This window comes from Aliagarivorans marinus DSM 23064, assembly GCF_000429485.1.
In the GTDB taxonomy this organism is placed as follows: Bacteria; Pseudomonadota; Gammaproteobacteria; order Enterobacterales; family Celerinatantimonadaceae; genus Aliagarivorans; species Aliagarivorans marinus.
Genome location: NZ_AUBY01000008.1, coordinates 93,407 through 120,177 on the forward strand (window position 1 = coordinate 93,407; position 26,771 = coordinate 120,177).

The 26,771-nt window shown below is 53.2% G+C and carries 19 protein-coding genes; 8 read left to right on the plus strand and 11 right to left on the minus strand.

Annotation, left to right across the window (positions count from 1 at the left end; translation table 11 throughout):
• The first annotated feature begins 44 nt into the window (after positions 1-44).
• The 4 genes from G461_RS0100420 (at position 45) to G461_RS0100435 (ending at position 4,781) form a co-directional block, all read left to right on the plus strand.
• Positions 45-1,631, plus strand: a complete 1,587-nt coding sequence (locus tag G461_RS0100420) for a diguanylate cyclase (RefSeq protein ID WP_026970321.1) — start codon at positions 45-47, stop codon at positions 1,629-1,631.
• A 230-nt stretch (positions 1,632-1,861) separates the two neighbouring features.
• Positions 1,862-3,214 carry a nucleotide 5'-monophosphate nucleosidase PpnN gene (ppnN, locus tag G461_RS0100425; protein ID WP_026970322.1) on the plus strand — a complete coding sequence of 451 codons (1,353 nt, stop codon included), beginning with the start codon at positions 1,862-1,864 and terminating at the stop codon, positions 3,212-3,214.
• Between the two features lie 63 nt (positions 3,215-3,277).
• Complete coding sequence (xni, locus tag G461_RS0100430; protein ID WP_035478737.1) at positions 3,278-4,054, plus strand: flap endonuclease Xni; 777 nt, start codon at positions 3,278-3,280, stop codon at positions 4,052-4,054.
• Between the two features lie 43 nt (positions 4,055-4,097).
• Complete coding sequence (locus tag G461_RS0100435) at positions 4,098-4,781, plus strand: SDR family oxidoreductase (protein ID WP_026970324.1); 684 nt, start codon at positions 4,098-4,100, stop codon at positions 4,779-4,781.
• Between the two features lie 61 nt (positions 4,782-4,842).
• On the opposite strand, the gene G461_RS0100440 is transcribed toward G461_RS0100435, so the two are convergent.
• From G461_RS0100440 to G461_RS0100480, 9 genes are all read right to left on the minus strand, one after another.
• Positions 4,843-6,105, minus strand: coding sequence for a hypothetical protein (locus G461_RS0100440; RefSeq protein ID WP_026970325.1), 1,263 nt, complete (start codon positions 6,103-6,105; stop codon positions 4,843-4,845).
• 363 nt (positions 6,106-6,468) lie between these two features.
• On the minus strand, positions 6,469-9,246 hold the full coding sequence (locus G461_RS25285; RefSeq protein ID WP_051333245.1) for an EAL domain-containing protein: 2,778 nt from the start codon (positions 9,244-9,246) through the stop codon (positions 6,469-6,471).
• A 177-nt stretch (positions 9,247-9,423) separates the two neighbouring features.
• Positions 9,424-10,944: a hypothetical protein gene (locus tag G461_RS0100450; protein WP_026970326.1), complete on the minus strand. Its 1,521-nt coding sequence runs from the start codon at positions 10,942-10,944 to the stop codon at positions 9,424-9,426.
• Positions 10,945-11,138: 194 nt separating this feature from the next.
• Entirely contained in the window at positions 11,139-12,803 is a 1,665-nt protein-coding gene (locus G461_RS0100455) for an AMP-binding protein (RefSeq protein ID WP_026970327.1), read from the minus strand.
• A 440-nt stretch (positions 12,804-13,243) separates the two neighbouring features.
• On the minus strand, positions 13,244-14,233 hold the full coding sequence (oppF, locus tag G461_RS0100460; protein WP_035478740.1) for a murein tripeptide/oligopeptide ABC transporter ATP binding protein OppF: 990 nt from the start codon (positions 14,231-14,233) through the stop codon (positions 13,244-13,246).
• Entirely contained in the window at positions 14,233-15,234 is a 1,002-nt protein-coding gene (oppD, locus tag G461_RS0100465) for an ABC transporter ATP-binding protein (RefSeq protein WP_026970329.1), read from the minus strand. Before oppD ends, oppF begins: the two co-directional genes overlap by 1 nt.
• Before the next feature lie 8 nt (positions 15,235-15,242).
• Positions 15,243-16,151, minus strand: a complete 909-nt coding sequence (oppC, locus tag G461_RS0100470) for an oligopeptide ABC transporter permease OppC (RefSeq protein WP_026957271.1) — start codon at positions 16,149-16,151, stop codon at positions 15,243-15,245.
• Between the two features lie 8 nt (positions 16,152-16,159).
• A complete protein-coding gene (gene oppB, locus G461_RS0100475) occupies positions 16,160-17,080 on the minus strand; it encodes an oligopeptide ABC transporter permease OppB (protein ID WP_026957272.1) in 921 nt (306 codons plus the stop codon).
• 99 nt (positions 17,081-17,179) lie between these two features.
• Positions 17,180-18,826, minus strand: a complete 1,647-nt coding sequence (locus G461_RS0100480; RefSeq protein WP_026957273.1) for an ABC transporter substrate-binding protein — start codon at positions 18,824-18,826, stop codon at positions 17,180-17,182.
• A gap of 946 nt (positions 18,827-19,772) precedes the next feature.
• Here G461_RS0100480 and adhE point away from each other — a divergent pair.
• On the plus strand, positions 19,773-22,481 hold the full coding sequence (gene adhE, locus G461_RS0100485; RefSeq protein WP_026957274.1) for a bifunctional acetaldehyde-CoA/alcohol dehydrogenase: 2,709 nt from the start codon (positions 19,773-19,775) through the stop codon (positions 22,479-22,481).
• 309 nt (positions 22,482-22,790) lie between these two features.
• Here adhE and G461_RS22780 read toward each other — a convergent pair whose 3' ends face one another.
• On the minus strand, positions 22,791-23,507 hold the full coding sequence (locus tag G461_RS22780; protein ID WP_211236230.1) for a DUF2608 domain-containing protein: 717 nt from the start codon (positions 23,505-23,507) through the stop codon (positions 22,791-22,793).
• 226 nt (positions 23,508-23,733) lie between these two features.
• Here G461_RS22780 and G461_RS22785 point away from each other — a divergent pair, with 226 nt between their 5' ends.
• From G461_RS22785 to G461_RS0100505, 3 genes are all read left to right on the plus strand, one after another.
• Positions 23,734-24,114 carry a DUF1294 domain-containing protein gene (locus G461_RS22785; protein WP_157360187.1) on the plus strand — a complete coding sequence of 127 codons (381 nt, stop codon included), beginning with the start codon at positions 23,734-23,736 and terminating at the stop codon, positions 24,112-24,114.
• 126 nt (positions 24,115-24,240) lie between these two features.
• The gene (locus G461_RS0100500; RefSeq protein WP_169727209.1) at positions 24,241-24,903 is read left to right on the plus strand and encodes a DUF3108 domain-containing protein; all 663 of its coding nucleotides are present in this window, start codon (positions 24,241-24,243) and stop codon (positions 24,901-24,903) included.
• 83 nt (positions 24,904-24,986) lie between these two features.
• A complete protein-coding gene (locus G461_RS0100505; protein WP_026970331.1) occupies positions 24,987-25,730 on the plus strand; it encodes a DUF3108 domain-containing protein in 744 nt (247 codons plus the stop codon).
• Here the strand turns inward: G461_RS0100505 and G461_RS0100510 are convergent.
• A complete protein-coding gene (locus tag G461_RS0100510) occupies positions 25,725-26,660 on the minus strand; it encodes a LysR substrate-binding domain-containing protein (RefSeq protein WP_051333246.1) in 936 nt (311 codons plus the stop codon). The two genes, G461_RS0100505 and G461_RS0100510, sit on opposite strands and share 6 nt — an antisense overlap.
• Positions 26,661-26,771 lie beyond the last annotated feature (111 nt).

Sequence of the window (26,771 nt, forward strand, 5' to 3'; positions counted from 1 at the left end):
GTGTAAGCGTTAACTAATTAATTGAACTAACTACAGCATTTTCCATGAGTGACGTCTTGAGTGTTAAAAAGAAACTTGCAACTGTGAGAAACAAATTGGACGCATCAGATACCTCTGCATCAAGTGACATCGGTCAGCAGCTGGAAAAGAAAGCCTCTAGCCAGCTCATCTCATTGCTCTCCCAAGCCTGCCAAGGTATCGACTCCCAGCTCGACGCCCGACTCAAACAACTCAGTGACGACCTCGATAACAGCGCTTCTGTCCGCTTCCAAGGGCGCTATCACGAGTTGGATGGTCTGCTCAAAGGCCACAGCAATACCCTGCGTGACTTATTGGCCCATGGCCACCGCATTGTTAAAAGCTCTGCTGAATCGCTGCAAAAGGTTAACGGCCTGCCCCCACAGCTGCGCCGTAAGCTCAGTGACTTCCTCGATAATGATGGCGCGAGCTCGCAGCTGGAAACCCAGCGCCGTATCGAGCAGCTACTTAACTTCTACCATCAGGCGCTGCTGAACAAGCCCTCTGTGCCCGCGCCGCGCACTGGCGCCATCCTCGAGCAGGAAGTTAAGCCCAAAGAGCGGCTGCTGGACAATCGCCAGCACAAGCGCATCTGTGATGAGCTGCAGCGACTGATTACCGAAATGAATTACGAGGGCGATGTTGGCAGCAAGCTGGCCGAGATCCGCTCGAACCTATTGGTGGGGATCGAGCCCAACGACTTGCCTAGCCTGTGTATCGATACCATCCAGCTGATCATTGAAGGCAACCGCGAAGAGCGCAAGGCTTCGCAAGAGTTCCTGTTCTCGCTAAATGAGAGCTTGGAAGGGGTGCACGACAGCGTGCATCAATCGGTGACCGACGGTAAGCGGGTAATCAGCGAGCGCAAGACCAGCGACAAAGAGATCCGCTCTACCCTGCTGGAAATCGGCGCCGATGTGCGCCAGCAAGAAGACCTGCCCGCACTAAAATCCACGATTTTGCAGCGCCTTAGCCACATCGCCGAGATCTTCAGTCAAAAAGAGCAACTGGAGAATCAGAGTGAACAGTTGATCGAGCGTCTCCAGCAGATGGAGCAACGTCTGCGGGTGGTCAACGAAGAGGCCAACGAGTACAAAAAGCGCCTCTCCGCCCACAAGCACAAGCTGTTTATCGATAGCCTGACTCAGGTCTACAACCGTGCCGCACTGGACGAGCGGATGGAACTCGAGTTCAAACGCTGGAAGCGCTACGGCTACAGCCTGGCGATGGCGATTATCGATATCGACCACTTTAAGTCAATTAACGACCAGTATGGCCATATGGCCGGCGATAAGGCCTTGAAGGTAATTGCCCGCTCGCTGCAAAACAGCCTGCGTGATACCGACTTTTTGGCCCGTTTCGGCGGCGAAGAGTTCGTACTGCTGATGCCTAACACCTCGCCAGACGCGTTAGCAGTACCACTGGATAACCTGCGTCAGCAAATCAAGGCGCTGCCGTTCCGCTTTAAAGACCAGCAGGTGTCTATCACCATCTCCATCGGTGCCACCCTGTTTAAAGATGGTGACAAGCCGCTGGATGCCTTTGAGCGCGCCGACCAAGCCTTGTACGAATCGAAAAACGGCGGCCGCGATCGCCTCAACGTTATTTCTTAATATCACTTGCTCAGGGCCGCTTTATCTAGCGGCCCTGAGCAAGTCCTCTGCGTTATTTCACCTTTCTGATAATCAGCTAACAGATCTCCTCTTCGCTATAGCTATACTGGAAGCCATAAGCATCTCCAGAATGCTGGATATTGCTAAGTTCCCAATAATTCAGACATTACAGCCATCACCACAACATCGGCTGCTATCACTCCGACCGATATAACAACAATGAGGTGAGCATGATTACCCATATAAACCCCGTCGGCAGCATGAATCTGCTATCCCAACTTGAAGTCGAGCAACTGACCAAGCGCGCCGCCAGCGACGTCTATGAACTCTATCGCAACTGCAGCCTGGCGGTGCTCAACTCCGGTAGCCACAGCGACAGTAGTCGCGAGATGCTGGAGCGTTATCAAAACTTCGAAATCAACGTGCTGAGCCGCGAACGTGGCGTAAAGCTGGAGCTAAGCAACGCGCCGGAGCAAGCCTTCGTCGATGGCGAGATCATCTACGGTTTGCAAGAGCACCTGTTCAGCGTACTGCGCGATATTCTGTATGTATCTGGCCAGATGAAGCGCCAGCGCATCGACCTCAGCCAATCCAGCCATATCACCAGCTTGGTATTTGCCATGCTGCGCAATGCTGGAGTCATTCATCCGCGGGTTAACCCCAACTTAGTTGTGTGCTGGGGTGGTCACAGCATTAGTCCAGAGGAATACCAATACACCCGCGAGGTTGGCAGCCAGCTGGGCCTGCGCGAGCTAAACATCTGCACCGGCTGCGGACCGGGTGCCATGGAAGGGCCGATGAAAGGGGCGGCAGTGGGCCACGCCAAGCAGCGGGTGAATGATGGCCGCTACATCGGCCTGACTGAGCCGAGCATCATTGCTGCCGAGCCGCCCAACCCCATCGTTAACGAGTTGGTGATCCTACCCGATATTGAAAAACGCTTAGAGGCCTTTGTTCGCCTTGGTCACGCCATTATCATCTTCCCCGGCGGCGCTGGAACGGCCGAAGAGCTGCTGTATATCCTCGGCATCATGCTCCATCCTGAGAACACCCGACAGCCGCTGCCCATCGTGCTCACCGGCCCCAAATCCAGCGAGGCGTACTTTAAAGCGCTGGATGAATTTATCGGTGCAACTCTGGGGCATCAGGCGCAAAGCCGCTACCAAATCATCATCGGCGATCCAGCCAGTGCCGCGCAGGTGGTGAAGCAGAACATGCCCAAAGTGAAACATTATCGCCAAGCGATTGGCGATGCCTACTCGTTTAACTGGAGCCTAAAGATCGAAGAGGACTTCCAGCACCCCTTCGAGCCCAAGCATGAAGATGTTGCAGCGCTCAACCTGCACAAAGACCAAGCCCCGCAAGAGCTTGCCGCCAACCTGCGGCGGGCCTTCTCTGCGATTGTTGCCGGCAACGTCAAAGAGGAAGGTATCAAGCAAATCGAGCAGCATGGCCCCTTTGTGATTGATGGCGATAAAAAGATAATGAAGCTGCTGGATAAGCTGTTGCAAAGCTTTGTGGATCAGCAGCGGATGAAGCTGCCAGGCTCCCACTACGAGCCTTGCTATCGCATCGCCACCTAATCGACAGCAGAGCGACAAAAACGTGTATCATTAAGGGCTTAGATCCAACGACCCGGAGCCAACGTGCACAAGCATCTGCTGGTGATCGACGCCCTTAATCTGATCCGCCGCATCTTCTCGGTACAACAACGCCAGCTCGATAATCCACAGCAGTTGGTGGTGGCCACCCGCGCTGCGGTCGGCAATGCCGGTCGAGCCATGCTGAAAAACCTCGCTCCCAGCCATGTGATTGCGGTGTTCGATAGCCCCGAGGCCCCTAGCTGGCGCAAACAGCTTCATCCGGAGTACAAGGCCAAGCGCAAACCGATGCCCAGTGAGCTGCAAGCTCACCTGCCGCAGATTCAAGATGAACTACTAGAGATAGGCATTGACTCGGCAGAGTCCGGCCCCAACGAGGCGGACGACTTATGCGCCACCTTGGCGATTAAGGCCGCGCAAGGCGGCTTTAACTGCACCATCGTCTCCACCGACCAAGGCTACTACCCGATTCTTGGGCCACGTATCGCTCAGTATGATTATTTCAAGCGCGAGTACCTGCAGCTCAACGAGCTGGAGGCGAAGTTCGAGCTAGCCCTTGGCCAACTTCCTGATTACTGGGCCTTGGTGGGCAACACCAGCGATGGCGTTACTGGCGTGCCGGGCATTGGTGCGAAGTCAGCCAAAACCTTGCTGCAAACCTACCAAAGCTGTCAGGGCATTCTGGCAGCGTCGGATGAGGACAAACTGGTTAAGAAGGTGCACCAGCATCAAGAGCAGCTGGCACTGGCGCAGCAACTACTGGGGCTGCAAACCGAGCTACAGCTCGGGTTTAACCTCAAACACCTGCGCCTTGGCCAGTAGTCCACGGCATAACTAACCTTTCAAAGTACAAGGAGCCTTAATTATGCAAACCGTCGTGATCACAGGTGCAAACCGTGGGATTGGCCTGGCCCTGACCAGTCACTACCTCCAACAGGGCTGGCAAGTAGTGGCCACCTGCCGCGCCCCACAAAGCGCCCACAAGCTGCATAACCTGGCCCCTCAAGACAAACTGCAGATACTGCCGTTGGATATCACCGATACATCGTCACGCCAACAGTTTGTCGCACAGCTGCATGGCAAACAGATAGATTTACTGATCAACAATGCAGGCGTGTATGGCCCGAAGGGCTACAGCCTCGATGAGCTGGACTTCGACGCCTGGCAGCAGACCATGCAAACCAACCTATTCGGCACCACCGCCCTCACCCTCGATCTACTGCCGCTAATGGCAAACCCGAGCAAGATAGCGGTGATCTCGAGCAAGATGGGAAGCATGGGGGACAACGGCAGCGGTGGTTCATACATCTACCGCTCGTCCAAAGCCGCACTGAACTCGGTGGTGAAAAGCCTGAGTATCGACTTGGCCCCTCAGGGCATCTCGCTGCTATGCCTGCACCCGGGCTGGGTACAAACCGAGATGGGCGGACCTCGCGCATTAATTGATACCCAAACCTCCGCCCAAGGCATGGCTCAGCAAATCGAGCAACTTACCCCGCAAACATCTGGCAGTTTTGTGGATTACTCAGGAAAGGCGGTGCCTTGGTAGTGGCTTGAGTGGTGACGCCGCGCCAAGCTACGCGGCGTTAACAACATCTATCCGCTGAGCGTTACTCCTTACCCACGCCATGTAATATCATCAAGCGCGCCTCCCCAGACCACGCCTTAAACTTGGCAAGGTAGATGTCCCCGTTCTCTCCCATCAAGTTATTGCCGGAATAGACATCATCGGGCAAGCTCGCAACCCGGGTTACCTCAGCGCTTTCGATATCGTAGCGGAACAAGTCGCTATGTTTGCCCGCTGGCAACGCGTAGATGGCCCTCTCATCTTGGGAAAGAATGATGTCGTAGAGGAAATGAGCACGCAGGCTCTCTCCTACCTCTGCGCTGGCTACAATCACATCGCCAAGGTCACTGACCTTGCCACTGGCGGTGTCCAACGCGAACAACCCGCCATTTACGGTCGAGATATAGATGGTATCGCCTGCTTTGGTATGGGCTTGGCCGGCCCAAAAGCCGTTATTAAACTGTTGGTCGGTCTCGCTCAGCGTCCCGCTTTTGGTGTCATAGACCCACATATTGAAGCGCTGGTTGCGCTCCTCGGTACGTTCAGTGCCGCGGTACAAATAGACCTTGCCGTGCTTATCGACAATCACCTCTCTACTAAGCGGGTTACCCAACTGCCACGGGATGCCCTCAACGATACGAGGCTCATTGAGCTGGTTGATATCGAGAAACACCATGTTGTAGTGGGGATGGCTTATGCCGACCAGCTGCTTTGACGGCGCATCATAAGCGAGTCCGACAATCCCTTCATGCTCAAGCACCACGCCACCGGACATCACGGCACTAACATCACGGAACACGCCTGTCTCCATGTCGTATTCATAGAGGTGGGCGCCGCGATAGTTAGGCAGTTCATCGATCTCGCGCTTGAAATCATGGAAGCTCTGGGAGGCCATATACATCTTGCTACCCACTTGAACGATCTCGGTGTGTCCTTTAGGAATGGCCTCACCCGGCAGCAGATTGCCCGCTTGCTGGGAGGCCATCATCATGCTGCCAATAAGACGGCGCTGCTCGGTGTGAGGGTCATAGGAGTATGTGACAAAGTCTTCGAGCCCATCGCTACGCAAACTGGTCCAGCCGATGTAGATGCGCCCTCGGTCATCCATGCCCATGCCATTCCATGACTGATTAAGCTGGTAGCCCGCTGGCGCAATATCGTCGAAGCTAATGTAGCTGTACTCAAGGCCGCTTTCAGTGACGTAGCGTTGGATGTAATCTGCTGAATCACTGCCCGCCCCGGCAAAACTACTTAAAGGGGCACACAGCCCTACTGAGAACCAAAACAAGTACCACGTCTTACTCATCTACCACTCCTTAGACACCTTGATCGAGCAACCTCGCTTGTTCTAGGTGTTCAATGATAGCGACTGAGTAAAAACAGGTGAACCAATTACCTATATAAATAAAGCATTCATCACTAAATATTTCTAACGCTACGTGGAGTTGAACAACTACGCTGTTCAGCCGACATTCGCTTATGAGCCTTTGTTGGCCAGCCAAACAATGCCGAGCACACCGGCGAGATAAAGAGAGTAAACAACGATTAAACTGGTCATCCTTGCACCATTAGAGGAGTGTTTTACCACAAGGTAAACTAACGAGATGGATAGGCTAGATCCAGTTTGTGACCAGTTAATGACAAGCCCCGCTAACGCTACCTCCGAACATCATTTTGCTTGCGCCACGCAGGGTTCGGGGCGACCTAAGCCGTAGCCTTGCGCATAATCCACCCCAATCTCCCTGAGGATGGCTTCAATCTCTTGGTTCTCGACAAACTCAGCAGTGGTCTGCATATTCATGAGCCTAGCGATGGCATGAATCGATTCGACAATCGCCCGATCAGAGGGCTCAGTGACGATGTTGCGTACTAGCGAGCCATCAATCTTCAGATAGTCGACCGGTAGCTGTTTGAGGTAGCCAAACGATGAGGTGCCACTGCCAAAATCATCCAGCGCAAAGCGAATACCTAGTTTCTTCATCTGACCGATAAACGATAAGGCCTTAGAGATATGCGAGATTGCTGCTGTTTCGGTGATCTCAAAGCAGATGTTCGCTGGATTTACCCCCGATTGGGCGAGCAGATCGCGTACCTCTTCCACCAAATCCTCGTTGGTTAAACTGATACCAGAGAGGTTGATCGACACGACGGTATTGCCGTCGGGGAAGAAGTTGAAGTAGTTCTCAAACACCGATTTGAGCACCCACTTGTCGATAAGCTTGATCACCCCATGCTTCTCTGCTGCCGGCACAAACACCGCCGGAGACACTTCAGTGCCATGCTCATCGCGATAACGCAGCAGGATCTCACAACGCGCTTGGCCGGCTCCCCGCTCCTGCAGCGGCACAATCACCTGCTTGGCCAGATAGAACTTGCCCTGCTGCAGCGCCTGTCCGATGTTGGCGATGTAGCCCATCTGTAGTTGATCGTTGTACAGTTCATCGTTATCGGGATCGGCCAGATACACCTGCTCACGCCCGCGCTCCTTGGCCTTGTAACAGCTGAGGTCGGCCTTGCTCAGTAGCTCGGTCTCATTGAGCTGGCTGCTCACCTGCACCATGCCGATGCTCACTCCCACATCGAAATGGCGCTGCTGCCACTGGAACTTGTAATCACCAACCCGCTTAACGATCAACTCACAGCAGGCCATGGCCTGCTTAGCATCCTTACCGATTTGCAGCAGGCCAAACTCATCCCCGCCCAAACGCCCCAGCACGTCAGCATCTGTAACACAGCCTTTAATTACGGTTGCGACCTCCGCCAACATGGCATCGCCAATCAGATGGCCAACGGTATCGTTCACCAGCTTGAAACGATCCAGGTCCAGGAAGCAGACAAAGGCATGGTCGCCCTCGTTGAACTGCTGATTAACATAGTCGGCCAGCTTCTCATTGAAGAAGTTACGGTTAAACAAGCCGGTCAGTGAGTCAAAGTTCGCCTGATAAGCGACTTTCTCCGAAAGCAGATACTCTTGGGTAATCTCCTTGGTAATGCCGCGGAAGCCCTTATATTCGCGGCTGCTGTTGAACACCGGCTTGCCCACCAAGGTGTAGATCCGCAGGTCATTCTCATCGAAGCGCACCTTAAACAGCAGGTGATGAAAAGCACTGTGGTGGGCCAAGTGATGCTCCAAACGGCGCAGCGGGAAATCGACCGAGGAGCGCCCCTTCACCAACTCACTGAAGGTCTTGCCGAGGATTGAATCCACCGTGAGGCCAAAGGGCTGGCGAGTATCCCCCGATATGTACGAGAAACGATTATCAATCGAGGTCTCCCAAAAGATATTGGCGCCGGCAAGCGCCAAGTCTCGGTAGCGATGCTCGTTCTCCACCAAGATCTTTCGGTTACGGTTACCACGACGGATGATCTCTATCAGCAAGATGATGACCACCACCGCCACCACAAACACCGTAGAGACCAGCCACACCATCAGTCGGTATTTCTGGTAGAAACTGGGCTCTTGATTGAGCAGCACCACATCGCCCGGGAGCTTGTCGACATTCAGGCGATGAGTCCCCAGCTTGAGCGCATCGAAATACCAAATGCTCTCCACCAAAGTAATCGGCTCAATGCTGTCTACCGGATCGCCATGGAGGATACGATTGATTAAGCCAGAAGCCTGCTTGGCATGCTCAACACCGCTTAGCTCGTGCGCCCCCACTGCGCCATGATCGATGGTGGTAATCGCGATGGTAAATAAAGGATTGGGTATCCACTTATAGAGCAGCTCAACCCCGCCATTCCAGCTGATCAGCGCATTGTTGCGCTCAGAAGCAACCAGCTGGCCTATCAGAAACACAGGAACATGCGAGTCAACCTCACTAAAGCTCTTTATCACCTCGTCATCGCGCAGATCTTCAAATACGATTAACTCAGAAGGCCCTCCATCAGCTTCCTGCGCTTGCAAGATCTTCGAGAGGTTGGCGCGACCCGTAGAAGAGCTGTCCGACACTACCACTAAGCGGTCAGAGCCACTTATGCGGCTGATATCAATGGCGGTCTGGGTTAGATCGCGATTTTCAAACACCCCGGTCATACCCGGAGTATCAATCACCGCTTGGTCGACTTTATTGATCCCCAGATACACCAGCGGCACCTCGGGGAAAAAATCGGCGCGATGTTGTTTGATAAGGTTGAATGCTGGGTCATCGGAGACAACGATCACCTCTAAATCCAGTAAACGGTATTTTTGCTTGAGGTAATCGAGAAAGACTTGGCGATACTCACCGCCGGGGTAGCGTTTAGCATCCAGATATTCATGGTGGATCTGCGTATCTTCATCCATCGATAAGGCTTCATCAAAGCCCTGCTTAAGAAAACGCGTCCAACCATGTTCACTATGGTAGGAGTGGATCAGCAGTACACTGTGATCAGCAAAAACCGGAAAGCTGGTTATGGTAAGCAGCACCAATAAACGCAGCCAATAAGCAAAACACCGAGGGAACATCCCGCCACCGAACAAACCTATGCAAGTGACAAGTATTGGGCGGCCAATTCGCATTTCGCAAACATAGCATTGATATTTTTGACTTAAAGCGTATCAACTGAAGGATTTTTCACCATTTGTCAGTCATTGCTTTTTTAACGAGCCCTCAACGACAAACATCACCATCAAGTTGCTGGGTTAACCATTTGATGGTGAGTCATCTAACTGGGGACTCTGGTTGCCTGAACACCTTACCCCCCCAAAGTTCAACTCTTCCTGAATGCACCGTTCGGCAATCCAGTGTGTGTTGTCACGAACAAAGACTTCAACGTTAGCGTACTGAGCTCCCTCAAAGAATTTAACGTGATGCAGCACCTCACCCTCAGCGGTAGTTTGTCGTCGCATCAATCGACCATGGTTGTTACCGTTAGCATCAAGTTGCTCAAAGTAGCTAACACGACCTTGTATCAACTTGACCTCTAGGGTGCTGCCATCATTTGCTCGCTCGGAGTAAGCACTGAGCATCCCCCCGTTGTACTGCCACAAAGATAGCCGCGCTCCTCTTTTATAAAGAGCTTGGTAAGTCAGATAGCCCTCTGAGTCGTAGACTCTCGCGACTCCATCAAACCCTTTGGGTATATCAGCTAACGCATTGAAATGACGAACATCTCCAGATGCTACCGTAAAGTCCAACCAGTGGGTTTCCAACGGTATCACTCGTTGTAAGATATTCAAGTCGCGTAGATCGACACCATGAAGGTAGTTTGCTGGGCCATTGCTTGGAAGCAGTTCACACCCAGAAGCACAGCGGAAGCGCATAGCAGCACCTTGCAGCACGCCATTTTGGTAATCTACCACCGAGTAGCGGGCGTCATTATCCAGCAAGGCTATTTGCCTTCCATGAAGCAGGCCCCCCCTGTCATGCTGGCTGCACAACTGTAGAGTTCCCTTAGTAAAGGTACAAGATCGCAGGTTACCATTGGTTAAGCGGCGTTGCAGTTCGATCAGGATCCCATTCTCATCGTAGTCCCAACGCGACACTAGCTGCCCATCTACCACTTCTCCACGGTAGTAGTAGCCATTCTTCGCTTGATGGCGAATCCAGCCACTATAATCAGTCGTTATCTCACTGTGCTGAACATCAAAATCAAAGTTTTCAGGAAGCACCAACGCATCAGCACCTAGCTGTGACCGTTCTGGAATAGTCACCAGCTCAGGAATCAACAAACGCAATACCTCATCTGAGCCTGGATTAGCACCAAAGTAAAACGACCAGTCCGAACTAAAATACTCTCCGTTATGTTCATCCCATAGACGCAGATCACCATGTAGCACACCGTGTACATAATCACCCTCATAGCCAGACATGCCGCCTATCGCCTCAAAAAAGCTGTAACCATTTCGGAGCCCGGTTGCATCAAGGCGCTGATCAATTAGCTTTCGGCCCCCATGTTGAGTGTCGGTACGGTGCCTCAACGCACCATCTTTATACCAGTCAAGTCGAGCATACTCGTCTGTGTAGGTATTCACCCAGCCAGTTATAGGAGCAACATATCCCTCCTCCAGACCTCTTTTTTTTACCAATAGTCCTTTATAAAACTCTAACTCTGAAGGCTGATACTGACTGGTACACCCCGTAAGTAACCCAAGTAAAAGCAATGAGGGAGCAAACTTTCCAATCAGAGCATGAGGGAGAGGGCCCAAAAAGGGGCTGGACATAAACCGCATTCCTAACTTTACTGCATGAATTATAAAGCTTTCTACCTTGGGGTGAGCAGTATGTCAATTGTTGGTTATAACGCTTTAGAAACCTAGACACGTGGGCATTAGCCAGCATAAGACCTTATTTCGTTTTTATGCATGCAGATACAACAAGGGCTGCCAACGCAGCCCTTGTTCAGTTGAGTTCGCGCTTAATCGCGCAGCTCTTTGCGCAAGATTTTACCCACATTCGACTTTGGCAGCTCATCGCGGAACTCGTACAACTTCGGTACCTTGTAACCGGTCAGGTGCTTCTTACAGTGGGCTTTTAGCTCGGCTTCGGTCATATCCGCCTTGGTGGTAACGAACAGCTTCACGCGCTCGCCTGCCACCTCATCGGCTACACCCACGGCTGCGGCTTCGATGACCTTCGGATGCAAGGTGGCCACTTCTTCAATCTCGCTAGGGAACACGTTAAAGCCCGACACCAGGATCATATCTTTCTTACGGTCTTCGATATTGAAGTAACCGCGCTGGTCCATACGGCAGATATCTCCGGTAGCAATCCAGCCATCGGCAGACATAATCGCGTCGGTTTCGGCTTGGTTGTTCCAGTAGCCCAGCATCACCTGCGGGCCTTTCACCTGTAGCTCACCGGCTTCACCCACTGGCAATACGCCGCCATTCTCACCCACTACGCGCATCTCGGTGCTCGGCATAGGTACGCCGATGGTCGGCTCGAAGGTTTGGGTGGTGTGGATGTTGGCCGCAACCACTGGCGAGCACTCAGTCAGGCCATAGCCCTCTACAATCGGCATGCCGGTCACTTCCTGCCACTTCTCCGCAACGTGCTGCTGGGTCGCCATACCACCGGCGATGGTGAAGCGAGCGCGGCTAAAGTCGAGGGCACAGAAGCCTTTATGGTTAAGCAGACCATTGAACAGGGTGTTCAGGCCAAAAATCATGGTGAAGGGGTATTTCGCCAAGTCGCTAACAAAGCCGTCTAGGTCGCGCGGGTTAGTAATCAGCAGGTTGTTACCACCCAGGAACATAATCATCATCATGCTCACGGTGTTAGCGAAGATATGGTATAGCGGCAGCGGCGTTACGGCATGCTCTTTATCATGCAGGGTGCGCGGGCCGAAGTGAGCGAACACTTGCAGTACGTTAGCCACTACGTTGCGATGGGTCAGCATGGCGCCTTTGGCCACACCGGTGGTACCGCCGGTGTATTGCAAGTAGGCCAAATCGTCGCCTTTAAGCTCGGGGCGACGGTACTCCAGCTTCTTACCTTCGGTGATGGCGCGGCGCAGCGAGATGGCGCCCGGCAGATTGTACTTCGGCACCATCTTCTTCACATACTTCACCACAAAGTTCACCAAAGTGCGCTTATGCGGCGCCAGTGAATCACCGATATGGGTGAGGATGATATGGCGTACCGAAGTCTCGTCGATCACCTGTTGCAGGCTGTTACCAAAGTTGGTCACTGCCACAATCGCGGTTGCACCAGAGTCGCGCAGTTGGTGCTTAAGCTCGCGCGGGGTATACAGCGGGTTAACGTTAACCACCACCAGGCCGGCTCGAATCGCGCCAAACAGCGCAATCGGGTACTGCAGCAGGTTAGGCATCATCAGGGCGATGCGCTCGCCGGGCTTCATGCGTAGGTAGTTTTGCAGGTAAGCGGCGAAGGCGCGGCTTTGCTGCTCTAAGTCTTGGTAGGACAGCTCGTGGCCCATGTTCACAAAGGCCGATTTAGCACCATGACGGGAACAACTGTCTTCAAACAGATCCATGATGCTGGGAAACTGCTCCGCATCAATAAACTCTGGGACATCTGCCGGATAGCTATCCAGCCAAGGTTTGTTCGACTTGTTCATAGTGTTAGCTGCCTACTTTGCCGCGGTATCCAAGGCTAAGTGCCCTGAATACCACATTTTTATTAGTGAATCCGAGCTAAAAACTCTGCCCGGTGGTGAACGGCCGAAAGATTATCCTAACCGACCATCGAAAGTCAGTAGCCCATTTCAAAGTTTTGTCCGCTCGGACAAATTACATGCAACTTTTTGCCAAAAACGCTGCTTTTTCACGCAATTCGCGATCTGGTTGGAGGAGTTAAACAACCTTCACAGTAGCGCTTCAAGGCAGGCGGGCTCTGGGCTTACACGTGTTCGCCGAATAAAAGTCGGCCGCCAAATCATGTGAACTTAACGATAGCGCAACACTTTGACGGAAAGCGGTCAGTGCTTGAGGTAATCGCTTCTGTTGCAGATAAAACAATGCCACCCGCAGGTGGCATTAATTAACACTCAATAGAGAGTTAGCAGCTACGAAGCAAACAGCTAACCTGATGCTCCTCGCCACCAGCCAGCTCCGGCTTATGCTGCGCGCATTGCGCTTGCGCCAAGGGGCAGCGAGTGCGGAACACACAACCCGAGGGCGGGTTGATCGGTGATGGTAGCTCCCCTTCCAGCAGCTGGATGGTTTTGCTTTGCTCAATATCCGGGTCGGGGATCGGCACTGCCGATAGCAAGGCCTCGGTGTAAGGGTGAGTCGGCTTGGCAAACAGCGCTTCACTGCTGGCCAGCTCCACCGCATTACCTAGGTACATTACCAACACCCGATCGGAGATATGCTTCACTACCGACAGGTCGTGGGCAATAAAGATAAGGCTTAGCCCCATCTCGCGCTGTAGCTCTTTGAGTAGGTTCACCACCTGCGCCTGAATCGACACATCCAGCGCCGAAACCGGCTCATCACAAATCACCAACTTAGGTTCGAGAATCAAGGCCCGGGCAATCCCGATACGCTGACACTGTCCCCCCGAGAACTCGTGCGGATAGCGGTTGATTACGTTGGGCAGCAGGCCGACTTTAATCATCATCGCCTGCACCCGCTGTTTGACCTCATCACGGCCCAGCTGTGGGTAGAAGGTACGCAGCGGCTCGGCAATAATGTCGCCGATGGTCATGCGCGGGTTTAGCGAGGCCAGCGGGTCCTGGAAAATCATCTGGATCTCTTTGCGCTTCTCGCGCAGCGAGCCCTTATCCAGCTCGGTGAGATCTTGCCCCAGCCAAACCACCTTACCGGCTTCGCTGGGCACCAGACCAATCACCGCGCGGGCAAAGGTCGACTTACCACAGCCCGACTCCCCCACTACGCCAAGGGTTTCGCCCTCAAATAACTTGAGCGATACCCCATCCACTGCTTTTAGCAGCTTAGGCTTGGCCCATGGCAGGCCTTTGCTATCTTTGATCTTGAAGTGAACCTGCAGGTCCTGCACATCCAATAACAGTTTTTGCTCAGCCATTATTGTCCTCCTGCCTGACCGCTCTGGGCTAGGCTCTGATCAAGATAATAGTCTGAGTGGCAGGCTCGCTTACGGCCCTTGGCAAAGTCTTGCAACACTGGCGCCTCACTCAAGCATCGCTCGGAGGCGCGCTGGCAACGCTGGCAGAACGGACAGCCCGCCGGCAAGCTCAACAGATTCGGTGGATTGCCCGGAATGGTCGGTAACACCTCACCCACAGTATCCAGGCGTGGTATCGCCTGTAGCAGCCCTTCAGTGTATGGGTGGCTTGGCTGGTAGAACAGTTCGCGGGCAGTACCGTACTCCATGGTGCGACCGGCGTACATCACCAGCACCTTGTCGCAGATCCCAGCCACCACGCCAAGGTCGTGAGTAATCATAATAATGGCGGTGTTGAACTCGCGCTTCAGCTCGTTCAGCAGCTCCATGATCTGCGCCTGCACCGTCACATCCAGCGCGGTGGTTGGCTCATCGGCAATCAACAGCTGCGGGCGGCACAACAGCGCCATGGCAATCATCACCCGCTGACGCATCCCGCCGGAGAACTCGTGCGGATACATCTCCATGCGCTTTTTCGCTTCTGGCATCTTCACCGCATCCAGCATATCAATTGATGCTTGGTAGGCATCGCTCGAGCTCATGCCTTTGTGCAGCTTTAATACCTCGATAAGCTGGTCGCCCACCTTCATATAAGGATTGAGCGAGGTCATAGGGTCCTGGAAGATCATCGCAATCTTCTCGGCGCGAATGCGGTTAAGCTTAGCCTCCGGCAGATTCAAGATGCTCTCACCGTTAAACAGCGCCTGTCCGCTGGTTTGGCCGTTCTTGGCCAGCAGCCCCATCAAGGCAAAGGCGGTTTGGCTCTTGCCCGAGCCTGACTCGCCCACAATGCCCAAGGTTTCCCCGGCTTGCAGCGAGAAGTTCAAATCGTTAACTGCGGTGACCACGCCATCGGGAGTGGTAAATTCAACCCGCAGATCTTGTACATCGAGTAGTTTCATCCTTCCTCCTAGCGATCTTTCGGGTCGAGCGCATCACGCAGGCCATCGCCCACATAGTTAAAGCAGAACAGTGTGGTCACCATAAAGGCGGCCGGAAACAGTAACTGCCAAATGGCGATCTCCATGGTTTGCGAACCGTCTTGCAGTAGCGCGCCCCACGAGGTGCTCGGCTCCTGTACCCCAAGCCCCAAGAAGCTTAAGAAGGATTCGGTAAGGATCATCTGCGGCACCAGCAGTGTGGCGTATACCACCACAATGCCCAGCACGTTAGGGATAATATGGCGAGTGATAATCCGCCCTTTACTCACGCCACACACCTCAGCGGCCTCGATAAACTCTTTGTTTTTCAGGCTTAAGGTCTGGCCGCGCACAATCCGCGCCATATCCAGCCACGACACCGCACCAATGGCGATAAACACCAGCACGATGTTTCGACCAAAGAAGGTCACCAGCAGAATCACGAAGAACATAAATGGGATGCCGTAGAGGATTTCCAGCAGACGCATCATCACCCTATCAACGGTGCCGCCCAAAAAGCCCGAGGTCGCGCCGTATAAAGTGCCGAGCAACACCGCCACAAAGGCACCGGCCACACCCACACCGAGTGAGACCCGGCCACCGAGCAAGGTACGCACGTACATATCGCGCCCTAGCGAGTCGGTACCAAAGTAATGGCCAGAGGCAATCGAGGGGCCGCTGTGCATCGCCGACCAATCGGTCTGATCGAAGGCGTACTGGCTGATATAGCCGCCAAACAGCACCAACAAAGTAATCACGGTGAGAATTGCCAGAGACGCCATCGCCGCGCGGTTGCGGAAAAAGCGCATGCGCGCGTCTTGCCACAGGCTGCGGCCTTCTACTTCCAATTGTTCGGCCAGCGCATCCATGGTTTCGCTATTAAGTTTTCTATCTAACATTGCAACTCCTAATAGCGGATTTTCGGGTCGATAAAGGCATAAACAATATCGACGATGGCGTTAAACAAGATGGTAAAGCTGCCAATCAAGATGGTCAGGCCCAGCACCAGCGAGTAATCGCGGTTTAGCGCGCCATTCACGAACAAGCGCCCCAGACCGGGCAGGCCAAAGATGGTCTCAATCACCACCGAGCCGGTGATAATCCCCACAAAGGCCGGGCCCATGTAGGAGACCACCGGCAGCATTGCCGGGCGCAGTGCGTGCTTGAGCACGATATGGCGAAACGGCAGTCCCTTAGCCTTGGCGGTGCGGATAAAGTTGGAGTTCATCACCTCAATCATCGAGCCGCGCATAATCCGGGCGAATGAGGCCACATACAACAGCGACATGCCAAGCATCGGCAAAATGATGAAGCGGAGCTGACCGCCATTCCAGCCACCCGCGGGCAGCCATTTCAGCTGAATCGAGAAGATATACACCAAGGTCGGTGCCAGCACGAAGGAAGGCATCACCACCCCGGCCATCGCGGTGGACATAATGCTGTAGTCAATCCAGGTGTTCTGCTTCAAGGCGGCAATGGTGCCTACGCTCACGCCCATCACTACAGTGAAGGCAAAGGCGAACAGGCCAATCTTGGCGGAAACCGGCAGCGCTTGGGCAACCAGTTCGTTCACCGTGTAATCCTTGTACTTAAACGAGGGGCCTAAATCGCCCTGTAACAAACCACCTAAATACGAGAAGTACTGCTCATGCACTGGTTTATCCAGGCCGTATTTCGCCTCGATGTTGGCCAACACTTCAGGTGGGAGTGAGCGCTCACTGGAAAATGGGCTTCCCGGTGCAAAGCGCATCATAAAGAAGGTAATGGTGATTAACACCAACAGAGTCGGGATCGCTTCCAAACTCCGTTTCAGAATAAATTTAAACATAGTGAATCCGTTCGAGCTGCCCCACCTGACAGCTAGCCGCTACCGGCTACCACGCTGTGTCGGTGGGGCGAGTTGGGAATATTCCCGTGCTCTTAGTTGTTACTCAAGAATATACAGATCTTTGGTGTACAGTTTGTCTTCTGCGTTATTCATCGGGTAACCACCCACTTTCGGGTTCACCAGACGGGCATTTACATAGTGGTAAATTGGCGCCAATGGCATATCGGCAGCCAGCTGGGCTTCCGCCTGACGGTACAAGTCGCTGCGCTCAGCATCGCTGGTTGCACGCATCGCCTGCTCCATAAAGCTGTCGTAGGCATCGCTGTAGTAGAACTGGTCGTTGTTACCGTTGTTGCTCTGCATCAGCGACAAGAAGGTAGACGCTTCGTTGTAGTCGCCACACCAACCGGCGCGGGTCACATCGTAGTTACCGTTGCGGCGGTTATCCAGGAAGGTCTTCCACTCTTGGTTTTCCAGGCTGGCTTCTACACCCAGAGTCTGCTTCCACATAGAGGCAATCGCGATGGCCACTTTCTTGTGGTTCTCTGAGGTGTTGTACAGCAGGGTAAACTCAAGCGGGTGGCTCTCATCGAAGCCAGCTTCTTTAAGCAGCGCCATAGCGCGGGCGTTACGCTCTTCTTGGCTCAAGGTCGCGTACTCAGGGGTATCCACCTGCAGGCCAGCCACTTTCTGGTGGGCAAAGTTGTAAGCGGGGTACTCGCCCTTACCGACGATGAAGTTGGCCACGGCGTCGCGGTCGATGGCGTAAGACAGCGCTTGGCGAACACGCACATCGTCAAACGGTGGCTTCTTGGTGTTAAAGCCGTAGTAGTAAGAACACAGGTATGGGGTCACTTTGAGTGACTCAGGCTGGTCTTTCTTAATACGGTCGAAGTGTTCGTTGGCCATCTCGTAAGTCAGGTCAACCTCACCCGCCAGGAAGCGGTTCATATCGGTGACTTGGTTTTCGATTGGCAGGAAGGTCACCTTGTCGATGGTGGTATCGGCGTTATCCCAGTACTGGTCGTTACGCTCCATCACGATCTTTTCGTTAACCACCCACTCGCTCATCTTGTAAGCGCCATTGCCCACGAAGTTTGCAGGCTGGGTCCACTTGTCGCCGTGGGCCTCAACGGTGGCGCGGTGCACTGGCTTCAAGGTGGTGTGCGCAGACATTTGAATGAAGTATGGCAGCGGCAGCTCAAGCTCGATTTGCAGGGTTTGCGCATCCAGTGCTTTCACGCCTAGCTCGTCGGCAGGCATCTCACCGGCGATAATCTGTGCGGCATTCTTCATACCGGTCATCTCCAAGTACCAGCTGTAAGGGCCAGCAGTGGCAGGATCAACCGCGCGCTTAAAGCTATACACGAAATCTTCAGCGGTTACCGGGTCGCCGTTCGACCAGCGAGCGTCTTCACGTAGCTTGAATACGAAGGTTTGGTTGTCTTCGGTTTCCCACGACTCGGCTACACCCGGTACGATGTTGCCATCGCCATCTTGGTTAACCAGACCTTCTAGCAGGTCACGGATCAGGTGAGACTCTGGTACACCTTCGGTTTTGTGCGGGTCGAGGGAAGCCGGCTCGGTGCCGTTACCACGCACCAGCTCTTGTACCGCGGCCAAAGTGGGTTCACCACTGGCAGGCGCTGCTGCTTGACTGGCTTCAGGTTGGCTGGCTTGCTCACAAGCGGTTAAGCCGAGGGTCGCCACAACGGCGAGACTAAGAAGAGACTTTGCGGTCTTCATTGAGATATGCGCTCCATGTTTTCACTCACCGGCACTGGCTGGCGAGTGGGGTCCTATATATGTGTTTTGCGCCTTTGGCGGGGGTATCTACCGACAAACACCCTAATAGCCGTCAAATGCGTCAAATCCCTTTCACTTTGACATGATCTGTCACTGATAGACAAGTAATAAAACAACACATTAAGCTAATTACGGCCGATTTTGCAGCCCTTTATTTAGGCAAAACGGTTACTTAGCAACACCTCATACTAGTATGAAACATCACCTCCACTTTTGACCGGACGCAAATTGATAGCACAAAGTTAACATCTGCCGTGAGGTATTAACCGTTTGAGTTTACTCACCTGTAAGGCTGGCCGCCGCACTCTCTGTTACTTAAAAGTGTCCAATCGCTTAACATCGACGACCACCACGACTATACCCAATGCACGTTCGCGTTAGTGACCCACTTTGTTTTCATCGATCGACAGCGAGTAAAGCGAATGACACAGTCTGCATTTAGCATGTTCAGATAACGCTACCAACGCTGACCGAATTTGCTGGAAGTTATTGCTTAAGCGACTATTTTTAGGTCTAAAATCTTTCTCAGAGAGGACACGTATACCTACTAAGGCCGTATGGATTCTCAAACGGTTTGTAGGAAAAATGTTAGCGGAGACTGAAAGCCAAAAAGAAAACAAATTGCTCAATACGGTTATAAAATTACATATTTTGCTCATAATCGCCTGAACAATGTCTGCGCAGTCAGCCAAAAATGTTGCTTTTTTACATTTGTGCTTCTGTTACATGTGATCGAGATCAATTTATCAGTTTTTTGACCTCTCTATAATCTCTGCTGTGAAAGGGAATAAGTAAGGCATCCGCCACTTTGCATAGATGAGCCGTCAAAAACGCCCGTGCGAAGGATGTTTAACTTATTCGCTTTAACATTAATGAGGAGAAAAAAATGCCTGTAGGTACTATCGAAGAGCTTGATGCTCTCGTTGCCCGCGTCAAAGCCGCACAAAAAGAGTTTGCGTCATACAGCCAAGAGCAAGTTGACAAGATCTTCCGTGCAGCATCGCTAGCGGCGTCTACTGCGCGTATTGAACTGGCCCGTATGGCTGCCGAAGAATCTGGCATGGGCATCATGGAAGACAAAGTGATTAAAAACCACTTCGCTTCTGAGTTCATCTACAACAAATACAAAGACGAACTAACCTGTGGCGTTATCGAGCGTAACGACGAAGGCGGTACTATTACTATCGCTGAGCCAGTAGGTATCGTTTGTGCAATCGTTCCAACCACTAACCCAACCTCAACCGCTATCTTTAAAGCGCTTATCTCGCTGAAGACTCGTAACGGTTGTATCTTCTCGCCACACCCACGTGCTAAGAATGCTACCAACTTCGCTGCCAAGTTAGTCCTTGACGCCGCAGTTGCCGCCGGTGCTCCAAAAGACATCATCGGTTGGATTGACACGCCTTCAGTTGAGCTGTCAAACGCATTGATGAAGCACGACGACATCGCTCTGATCCTGGCCACCGGTGGCCCAGGCATGGTGAAAGCAGCTTACTCGTCTGGTAAGCCAGCAATCGGTGTAGGCGCGGGTAACACTCCAGTAGTTATCGACGAAACTGCCGACATCAAACGTGCTGTTTCTTCAATCCTGATGTCTAAAACCTTCGATAACGGCGTTATCTGTGCATCTGAGCAGGCCGCCATCATCGTTGAGTCAGTATACGACGAGACCATCGAGCGCTTCGCTAAGTATGGCGCTGCGGTACTGAGCAAAGCCGACGCCGACAAGGTACGTAAAGTACTGATGATCAACGGCGCGCTTAACGCCAAGATCGTAGGTCAACCTGCTTACAAGATTGCAGAACTGGCTGGCGTAACCGTACCTAAAGCGACCAAGATCCTGATCGGTGAAGGTCTGGAAGCATCTTACGACGACGAGTTCTCTCACGAGAAACTGTCTCCGACTCTGGGTGTGTACAAAGCCAAAGACTTCAAAGACGCAGTTCGCCAAGCGGGCATCGTGCTAGACATCGGCGGTGTAGGCCACACTTCAGTACTCTACACTGACCAAGACGCTAACGCAGACCGTATCGCTTACTTCGGCGACAAGATGAAGACTGCACGTATCCTGTGTAACACCCCTTCATCTCACGGTGGTATCGGTGACCTGTACAACTTCGAACTTGCACCTTCTCTGACCCTGGGCTGTGGCTCTTGGGGCGGTAACGCAATTTCTGAAAACGTGGGTCCAAAACACCTGATTAACAAGAAAATTGTTGCGAAGCGAGCTGAGAACATGCTGTGGCATAAACTACCTAAGTCAATCTACTTCCGTCGTGGCTCTCTGCCAGTAGCGATGGACGACCTGGACGGCAAGAAGCGTGCGATGATCGTTACCGATAACTTCTTGTTCAACAACGGTTACATCGATGACCTGCGTGCCATCTTGAAAGAGAAAGGCATGGAAGTGGAAGTATTCCACGACGTAGAAGCTGATCCAACTCTGAGCATCGTAGAGAAAGGCGCCCAGGCTTGTCACAACTACCAGCCTGACGTGATTCTGGCTGTAGGTGGTGGTTCGCCAATGGATGCTGCGAAGATCATGTGGGTAATGTACGAGCACCCAGAAACTGACTTCGCTGACCTGTCTATGCGCTTTATGGACATCCGTAAGCGTATCTACAAGTTCCCTAAAATGGGCAGCAAAGCTGAGCTGGTATGTATCACTACCACTTCAGGTACTGGTTCAGAGGTAACTCCTTTCGCGGTTGTAACCGACGACACCACCGGTCAGAAATACCCACTGGCTGACTACGAGCTGACTCCTAACATGGCTATCGTTGATGCCAACCTGGTTATGGATATGCCTAAGTCACTGTGTGCCTTCGGTGGTTACGATGCAGTAACTCACGCTATGGAAGCTTACGTTTCTGTACTGGCGAACGAGTACTCAGACGGCCAAGCTCTACAAGCACTTAAGATGCTGAAAGAGTACCTGCCAAGCTCTTACCAGAACGGTAAAGCTGACCCAGTAGCTCGTGAGAAAGTACACAACGCTGCAACCATCGCTGGTATCGCGTTTGCTAACTCATTCTTGGGTGTATGTCACTCAATGGCGCACAAACTGGGTGCTGAGTTCCACATTCCTCACGGCCTGGCGAACGCCCTGCTGCTGACCAACGTGGTACGCTTCAACGCAACCAACACCCCAACCAAGCAAACCGCATTCTCTCAGTACGACCGTCCTAAAGCACGTGCTCGTTACGCTGAAGTTGCTGAGCACCTGGGCTTCCGTGAAGGTAACACCCAAGCTAAGCTGGATGCACTGCTGACTTGGTTGGACGAGCTGAAGCAAGAGCTGAACATCCCACTGTCTATCCAAGAAGCGGGTGTTAACGAAGCTGAGTTCCTGGCCAAGGTTGACGAGCTAGCTGTAGACGCATTCGATGATCAGTGTACTGGTGCTAACCCACGTTACCCACTGATTAGCGAGCTGAAGCAAGTACTGATCGACTCTTACTACGGCCGTCCGTATGTAGAAGCTGATGACAGTGCCGACGCAGAAGCACGTCGTGCTAAAGCGGCTAAAGAAGAAGCGGCTGCTAAAAAAGCACCTGCTAAAAAGGCGCCAGCCAAGAAAACGGCTAAAGCCTAAGCCTTAGTCGGTTTACATTAGCACTGAGCCTCACCTTCGAGTGGGGCTTTTTTATGCCTGCAGTTTGACCCGGTTACCAAGGCTCTAGCTGGCATAAAAAAGCCGCCTTACAAGGCGGCTCTGTTGTGGGCTGTTCTGCGGGGCACTCGCTCACTAGTTAATGCTCAGGCACTTACCCTCGTTGATACGGGCAGGAAATACCGTCTGCAGGGTCTGAGTTAGCCTATCCCAATCGTCCGCCATCTTGTCGGCCTGCGCTTGGGTGAGCACCGCTCCAAACTCTTGCTCACGTAGATGCTCGACGCGGGTTTAATGAATCAGCGTCACATCAACGCTCTCATCGTCTTGATAGGCAGCATTGACGTTATCGATGTTCTTCTGGGAGTCATCGACGAACACGATCTTATCGAAGCTACGCTCAGTTCGCGCCAAGATAAGTTTGAGCATGTCTCCTTTGTCCATCCCGGTGGTCATCATCACGCCGCGGGAATAGCTCAGCTCGCGCTTGGGCACTTCCCGATACTCGGGGGTAGGCTCACCTTCTGGAGCAAGTGCCGTCACATCAAAGTCTATGCCTTTGCTCAGTAACTCACGCTCGGTTGCAGCCCGGTACTTGGGCGAGCGAGAGGTCAACGCCATCATGGTGTAGCCATCGCTTTGCCAGCGCTGAATCGTCTCGGGCACCGACACTTCCACCAATACCTGCGGGTTGAGCTCGTACAGCAGGCCGATGGCATCTTCGAACAAGCAAGCGACTTTCTGCTCGTCGGTGGGCTTCACAGCCAGCTTGCCGCGCTGCCACTGGTACCAGATATCGCCACCTAGATCGACGCTACTGGTAAGCACGGTATTGTCGATATCCAACACAATCAGCGTGTCTGCCACCGCATGCTGCTCAAGCTCGGCGGCAACCTTTGCAGTGATATCGGTGTAGTCATTGGTTTGAATGATTTCGGTGCCCGCAAAGCTCGAGCCAGAGGCTGCCAGCAACACGCTGGCCGCGAGGTAAGATAGTGCTTTTTTCATCGACTTGGTGTCCTTATCGTATCAAGCAAGTCCCTATGGGAATGGGGAAACGGAAATGGGCAGCCGGCTCTTTTGCTGTACTCAGCATACCTTAGTAGCTCAGGTGGCTGCCCCACCGCCTTCAATATATGACATTTAGATGACGCCGACACCTGCTGTGTGTTTTGATTAAGCGCTTGAATTGGTTAGGATGCTGTTCAAACAACCACATCTATATATCAGCAACATGCTTCCTGCACATCACTCATGGTTAACGCGCTTTGCCGCCGCGTATCTGGTCCTCTGCCTAATACTGACTTGGCAAACCCTGTTGCCCTACTACTACGCACTGGCGAGTGTTGGTTTGAGCCTGCTCGCCTACCTGCTGTACGCAATCGATAAGCGCGCGGCCAGACTCAAGCGCTGGCGAGTCAGCGAGCAACGACTCCACTTGGTTGCCTTGCTTGGGGGCTGGCCCGGCGCGGCGCTTGCTCGCCAAAGGCTGCGCCATAAGACCCGCAAGCCCAGCTTTAGCGTGGTGTTGTGGCTGTCAGCCCTGCTGCATATTGGAGTTATTGCCGCATATATACTTGTATCCCACTGCAACCCGACTTACTTCAAGCTCTGATTCACGCTCTGGGCCAGATAGTCGCACATCGCAGCTTGGCGCAGCGCAACAGATTTGCCATACTGCCCGGGCTTTTTATCGTTAGTCTGAATTATGCTTCGTTATCTGTTGTTCTCGAGCCTGTTGATGTTAACCACTCACGCCATCGCCCTTCCCCGCCCTTTTGTGGCTGATTATGTCGCTTCGTTAAAAGGCGTAAGCCTCGGTAAAGCCCACCGCGAGCTGCTCGACCTAGGCGATGGCTACTACCAGCTGCGCGACGATGGCTCCACAGCGCTTGCCGGGCGCAGCAACCAATATCGCTCGCAGATGCGTATTGTCGACGACAAAGTTGTGGTTGAGCGCTTTAGCAGCCAGAAGTCTCGTTTACTCGGCAGCAACACCTGTAAGGGCTTTATCGATGGTGATGGCCGGTTTCAGATCCGCTTTAACAACAAGCCCCATCCCAAGCTCGAAGACTTCCAAGCCTATTCCGAACTGCTGGACCCAGCCGCCATGGCGATGCAGCTCTACCTCGACATCAAGCAGGGCAACACTGAAATGCACTACTGGGTAGTCGATGTGGAGAAAGTCGAACAGCACCGGGTAAGCTTTATCGAAGAGCAAACCATCGACACGGCGCTAGGTAGCTATCGCGCCCTGGTGTTCGAGCACTGGAAGCGCGATGGCCGTTACAACAAGCTGTGGCTTGCCCCAGAGCTGGACTATCAGCTGGTAAAAGCCGAAGTGGTTAAAGGAAATATTCATTGGGGCACCGTTGAGTTGACCCGACTTGAGTTCACCGATTAGCCGCTAAACAGGCCTAACTTGGAAAGGGAGACAGCGCTTTGCCATACTTGAGCAACACTTCATCGACAAGCTCCGAGGCCAGATTGATACGTATTCTGTTGGTATTGCTGTGTTTGAGCCCGCTGTTAAGTGCCACCAGCTACGCCCAGATCCAACCCTTTGAGGCCCGCTATCAGGCCAAGTTTAAGGGGGTGCCCATCGGCTCGGGTGAGCGACGCCTCAGCCTGTTACCCGGTGGTGAGTATCAATTAGAGAATCGCGCCAGTGCCCTTGGCGGCAGCATGACCTACGATGTCACCGCGCGCTTTGAGTACCAACAGCAAACGATCGTATCCCTCGGTTATCATCACACCCAAACGGCGCCGTTTAAAAAGCTCAGCGCCCGCGGCTTTCCCGACCGCAAAGGCGGCTTGATCGTAGTGTTCGATAACAAAGAGCGCATGCACTTCCCGCCTGAAGAAGACCAAACCAGCCAGCTACTCGATGCTGCCAGCTTCTCAGTGCAACTGCAGCACGATATCAAACGCGGCCTGACCGACATTACCTACTACTACAACACCCTCGATGAGATGGATAAGCATCGCTTTGAGGTCTTGGGTAGCGAGCAAGTCACCACCCAGCTAGGCAGCTTCGATACGGTCAAGGTTGAGCAACGCAAAAACGACAGCCGAGTCACCTACTTATGGCTGGCCCCCGCGCTTGATTATCAGGTGGTAAAAGCGGAGATCGTGCGCAAAGGCAAAAGTTGGGCAACCCTTGAGACTACCTACTTAAAGATTGCCGACGATATCTTGCTCACCAGCAAATCCACTGATGACCGCTCATAGGCTTGGCGCGTCAACCAAGTCTAATTGACTGAGTTTGCTGTCTTTCCAGAAGGCATCAGCTTGCTGCTGCAACCAGCCACAAAAGCGGCGGTTCTTGTCCCTACGCATCGCCACCTCCGGTGCCACCATGTAGTAGCGATAGCGCGATCGCACCATCTTATCGCCCACAATCACCAAGGTCCCCTGTTTCACATAGCGCCACGCCAGTGAGTGGCGCACCAACGCCACCCCCTGCACCGCGAGTGCCCCCTCTACTTGCAGCTGCGAACCTTGATAGCGCAGGCTCGCCTGCGGCGGGCCACAGCGCTCGCCTACCGCATCAAACCAGCCCTGCCAGCTCATATCCGGTAGCGTATCTTCCAGCAAGGTTGCCCGCGCCAGATCGCCCAAGCCTTTAATACCGTGCTGCTGCAGGTACATAGGATGGGCCACCGGGTAGAGCACATCGTTCATCAACTCTTCACAAAAAAGGCCGGTGCTTGGCGCAGGGCTAAAGCGAACACAGAGATCGATGGGCTGGCGTGAGAAGTCCACCTTCTCCTCGGCGGTTTGCAGCAGAACCTGTAGATCGGGGTTGAGCTGTTGGAACTCGCCAAGACGGGGGATCAGCCATTGATGGGCAAACGAGGCAAGGGTGGAGATCGCCAGCTTACCGGGCTCCGGGTCGCCGCGCAGCTCAGCGATACCCCGCTCGATATGATGAAAGCCCTTTTCGGTATGCGCCAGCAACTGCTTCCCCACCGCAGTAAGCGTTACCTCACGGTGCCCGCGCTCAAATAAGCTCATATCCAGCCAGCTCTCGAGGCTGCGGATCTGCTGGCTGACCGCAGCCGAGCTAACAAACAGCGCTTGTGCGGCTTGCTTAAAGCTGCCCAGGCTGGCAGCGACATAGAAGTAATACAGCGATTGCAAAGGCGGCAAACGTTCCATCAGATAAGTTTTCCTTAACTCATTGCCAAAATTCCGCGTTTGTCAGTATAGCGCCTCCTGGTCAAACTTAGTCAAGAGCATACAGCACCAATGAAGGTAGCAAAATAAAGG